At 34.6% G+C, this 4,490-nt stretch carries 6 protein-coding genes; all 6 read right to left on the bottom strand.

Annotated features, from left to right (window positions below; genetic code table 11):
• Nucleotides 1-498: 498 nt before the first annotated feature.
• Nucleotides 499-750 carry a MafI family immunity protein gene (locus A9G35_RS09245; protein WP_065636603.1) on the bottom strand — a complete coding sequence of 84 codons (252 nt, stop codon included), beginning with the start codon at nt 748-750 and terminating at the stop codon, nt 499-501.
• Between the two features lie 426 nt (nt 751-1,176).
• On the bottom strand, nt 1,177-1,650 hold the full coding sequence (locus tag A9G35_RS09240; protein WP_065636602.1) for a hypothetical protein: 474 nt from the start codon (nt 1,648-1,650) through the stop codon (nt 1,177-1,179).
• The gene (locus A9G35_RS09235; protein WP_065636601.1) at nt 1,651-2,139 is read right to left on the bottom strand and encodes a hypothetical protein; all 489 of its coding nucleotides are present in this window, start codon (nt 2,137-2,139) and stop codon (nt 1,651-1,653) included.
• 169 nt (nt 2,140-2,308) lie between these two features.
• Nucleotides 2,309-2,914 (bottom strand): hypothetical protein, encoded by a 606-nt coding sequence (locus tag A9G35_RS09225; RefSeq protein WP_065636599.1) that lies wholly within the window; start codon nt 2,912-2,914, stop codon nt 2,309-2,311.
• Nucleotides 2,915-2,916: 2 nt separating this feature from the next.
• A complete protein-coding gene (locus tag A9G35_RS09220; RefSeq protein WP_065636598.1) occupies nt 2,917-3,930 on the bottom strand; it encodes an RHS repeat-associated core domain-containing protein in 1,014 nt (337 codons plus the stop codon).
• Nucleotides 3,931-4,189: 259 nt separating this feature from the next.
• On the bottom strand, nt 4,190-4,490 hold a 301-nt coding region (locus tag A9G35_RS09215; RefSeq protein WP_176701406.1), incomplete at its 5' end, for a hypothetical protein.

Raw genomic sequence — 4,490 nt, 5'->3', positions numbered from 1 at the left:
TTACCAAAGCGGTCATATTCAAAGTGTTTGTCACTAAAAAAGGTTAAGCGGTTGCCTTTGGCAATATTGGCGTGAAACGGCGCAGGTGCCAGCGCTTGGGTTTCTGTTATTTTATTGCCGGTTTGGTCATAGTCAAATAGCTCAACTTTTTCAGCATGATGATGCTCGGGGTTGGCCTCAGGATAAGTGACGGTGTGTAGCTGACCGGCGTTATCATAGTGGTAACGGCGTGGCTGTGCCCCTGTGATTTCGGCAAGCTGCCCATCAGGAGTGTAGTGGTAGTGCTGTTGCCAGAGCGAGGTCTGTGTGCTGATATCATAACCGTGATAGCGTTGATGGGCGATAAGTTGCCCATTAAGATGATAATATTCTAACCATTGCCCATCGGGTAGTTTAGTGCCACTGAGTAAGCCGGTGTTATCATCATAGCGATGGTGAATTCAAGTACATCGCTAAAAAGTTTAAAGTAAAATCCCACAGTTAAGTGGGGATAGATATTTATTTATTCGGATTTATATATAAGTATCGACTGTCTAACTTCAAATCAAGTAATTTTACAATTTTAAGTATTTTTTGATACTCTTCAGAACTAATTTTTACGTCAAAATCTGCAATATGATCACATAATGTTTCAAAAGCTAGAATACTTTCTGAATGATTTATATAGTCAATTGCATAATCAACTATTTCAGGATCCAACCTATCTTTCAATGCGTTCCCAAATTCTTTTATACAATCATTTACTAACATAATATTTAATCCTCTTTAATTTTTCACTTACCTACTTTTTTATAGTTTTGGGGGATAGGTGCATTATCTGGAAATGCTGTTATTATTCTTCCATTTGCGGGTTCATAAATAACTCTTATACGGACTTCATCTCTCATTTCATATGCAGCCCACCTAGCTGGCTTCCCTGACTTGGTATAAATACCACCTCAGCATGATGATGCTCGGGATTGGCATAAGGATAAGTGATTGAGCAATGGCTTGAGTTTTACAATCGGGAAAGAGCACACTCGGGAAAATATTGTTATGGAAAACGAGGAACTATGCAAAAGTGTTGGTTAAGGAAAAGCAATTGGAGAGTTTATTTTGCGTATCGCACTCCCACTTTATTAAAATGAATGCCGATGAATAACAAGTGTCTGTCAGATTAAATTTGAGCTACTACACTTAATATATGATTTCATAAAGTGTATCTGGAGCACCTTCGCTTACTTCAAAATCTGAAAGTAACGTTTTTGATAATTCAATAAATTTTATCTTTTTATATGAATAAATATAACCGGAGTCTGTCAAAGATATCACAAGTTTCGAACAATTTGTAAGAGTCATCATTTCTTGTAATATACTAATCAAAATTAGTAAACGATCTCTTCCTAACGAAGGGAATTTACTTTGCATTTCTGGAGCATAATCTAAATAATCAATCAAATAATCAGCTTCTTCAGAATCAGGGCTATCACTCATTGAAAAAATGAAATTAGTTTCATTTTTATTAGGTAAATACCTTTCAGTAAATTGAAACAATTGTTCCGGTAAAATTTCTTTTAATCCAATACTATAATTCGCAGCTATTTTTTTTAAAATAGATTTACTATTGTTATAGTTAATTCCAGCAAGATATCCAACAATATAATTATTCATTTATTTATCCTTAATCCATTCACCAATGGGTTTCCCATTGGAATCGAGTTTTCTATAGTATTTACCTGTTACATATCCTTTATCATTATATGTAATTTTATGTTCATGAGGAACAACTCTTCCGTCTGGACCTAAACCTATTTGTCCATGTGGGTGAATTTGTCCATAGTCTTCACGAGAAAAAGTTCTACCATTTGCGTCATAATAAGTAACACTTCTAGACCCATCAGCTCTCGATACTTCATAAATTGAGTTAGGTTTTCCTCTATGTGGTGCTTTTCCTGATGGCACAATTATATGCTCAGTAGCAATTCTATTTGTTGCAGGATTAATAGTCGGAATTGATAATGTACTATCTATCTCTTCTCCAGCAATCCCTTCAAAACCATTATTTTCAACCTTAATCAACCCTAACGGATCAACCCAATTTATCGGCTCACTACCGGTGTATTTAGGATTAGAATTATTTATACATTTATGAATGTTCACCAACAATCTTATTCGTATTTGTAATACTTTGACCTTCTATAATTTTAGTCTTCATTTCAGACATTAATTTTGAGACAATATTTGATATTCCGCTTCCAACTTGATTCTTCCACTTTCTAGCACTAATTAATACGTAAAAACAAAACTCTACGAATGCAAGGTTTGTCATTTATTTTTTATACATCCTCGGGAAATAGTCATTAATTTTGTCATTATCAAGCAATCTATCATTGGTAAAATCAATTATGTCTGATACAACTATTCCATGACGTAATTCTTCAGGGAAATCTTCTATTGAAGCATATATTGTTGGCATTAAATATCTGAAATAATCCCCCATTTTAGTTTTATCATTATAGCCAACAGGATAATCTTCTCCTTCAAAACTTCCTTCAATTGCTTGGTATTCAAAAAAACCTTTATTTATTGCTAAATTAGCATCACTGTAATGACCTGAATGAATGAAATCATTTATTAATTCAGCTATAATTGCTTCCTTACCAAGATTATTTTTATGACGCCAATAAGAATATAAATCTAATTTAAAATCACCTCTTTTATTTTGGGGATAAGTTAAATAAACTGAAGATTCCTCCCACATATATTCATTTAATTGATCAAGTAATAACTCAGCATTTTCAATAGATAATAAACATTTTGGCAAATCACCAAAACAATTATTAACCATTACAGCTATTTTCCCATTTTTGTCCATTGCAAACCATGTAAAAATCGTTCCAAACTCTGGTTTCCAATTTATATTTAATATGCTCATTTCTATTTTTTCCCTTTTGGCCAAGTAATTCGGCAGTTTTGGCATGGTAGAATTACAGCTGCAGGAGGTATGTAATTTTTTCCCCAAACATCCCGAGGTCTTAAAGCGTCTGTAAATTTTATATTTTCTGGATTAGAACCCATTCGAATTAATTTATCAGCTCCCGAGACTTCGGCACATGCACCGGCTTTATTTTTACAAAAGCTTGTAAATTCGCCTATCTTGACACCTAATTGTGTTTCAATATACTCTACTGTCCTTGGGTGTAATGCTCCTGCAGTTATATTAGCGTTACTGCTACCAATTGCTATTTGGCCTGTTACAGGATCATATGCTCCTACCATTGTTGCATTTTTTGCTGCTTGATTTTTTGAACCAAATTTATTAATTTCGTTTATTAATTCTTGTTGTGCTTGTATTGCTAATTTTTCAGTTTTAACAATATCAATCCCTGTTCCAGCAACCCCCTCAAACCCATTATTTTCAACCTTAATCAACCCTAACGGATCAATCCAATTTATCGGATCGCTACCAGCATATTGATAACTATTTAGTCCGCCGAGTATACCGAGCGGATCTTGAGTGATATACCTGCCTGTAAATGGGTCGTAATAACGGTTTAGGTTGTAGTGTAATCCCGTCTCCTCATCATAATATTGCCCTTGGAACCTTAACGGGTTATCCGGCAGGGCGTGGAAATCGTCTTGATGGTAGATTTCGTTTATTATCTGCCCATAAGCATTATACTGGCATTCATAGAGGGTGTCACCCATGTTGCTGGTTAGGGCAATGGGGGTGCCGAGGTGGTCGTTTTGGTACCAGTAGAGTTTGATATTATCTTGCTGTGCATTGCCGTGGACAAGGGCTAATGGGCGGTAGGAATCCGGCTCGTAAAGGTAGGTTTGCCAGTGTTTATCATTATCCGTTTCGGCAATAAGCCGGCTACCTTGCCACAAATTTGTCTGGAACAAATTTGAACAACGCTTTAGCGTTGGCCCTGCAAGGGTGAGTCTCATGGATGAGACGAATAAAAAAATTCGGTGGTTTTACCATCCACGGTTTTGCTAGTACGCCGATTAAAGGCATCATAGGTGTAGCTAAATCGTTCAACTTTATCATAATATTAACAACGTAATAGTAGATAGTTAGATGAATTTAGTTTTATTGTTAATCGACACAATAATGATTAAAATTTAGCAAAGCAAATTAATTATTGAACTTGCTTTGCAAGTTTAAAAGAGGATAATATCCTCCAGTAACATACTAGGATGTTGATTATTTCAGTTCTGATAAGACTCGATCTAAAAATCTCAAAAACTCAAATATATCAGAAAAGCGACCATTTTTACCTCTAACTGGAAGTTTTATTATTTGATTATTCTTGAGATAAATTAATATATTTTCCGATGATTTATCTCCCTCAATAGAGGTTTTTTTTATATCATTAAATAAAACATAAATATTGTTATGATTGGTTGTCCAACTAATACCATTTTCACATATAGTAATAGAGTCGTTTTCCGGTGAGTTATCATATATCCCGAAAATCTTTCCCAAACGAGTATTATTTTTTTTT

This window comes from Gilliamella sp. Choc5-1 (assembly GCF_001690595.1).
Taxonomy (GTDB): Bacteria; Pseudomonadota; Gammaproteobacteria; order Enterobacterales; family Orbaceae; genus Gilliamella; species Gilliamella apicola_M.
The sequence above is the reverse complement of the archived record's forward strand: the minus strand, read 5'-3'. Positions and strand labels throughout refer to the sequence as shown.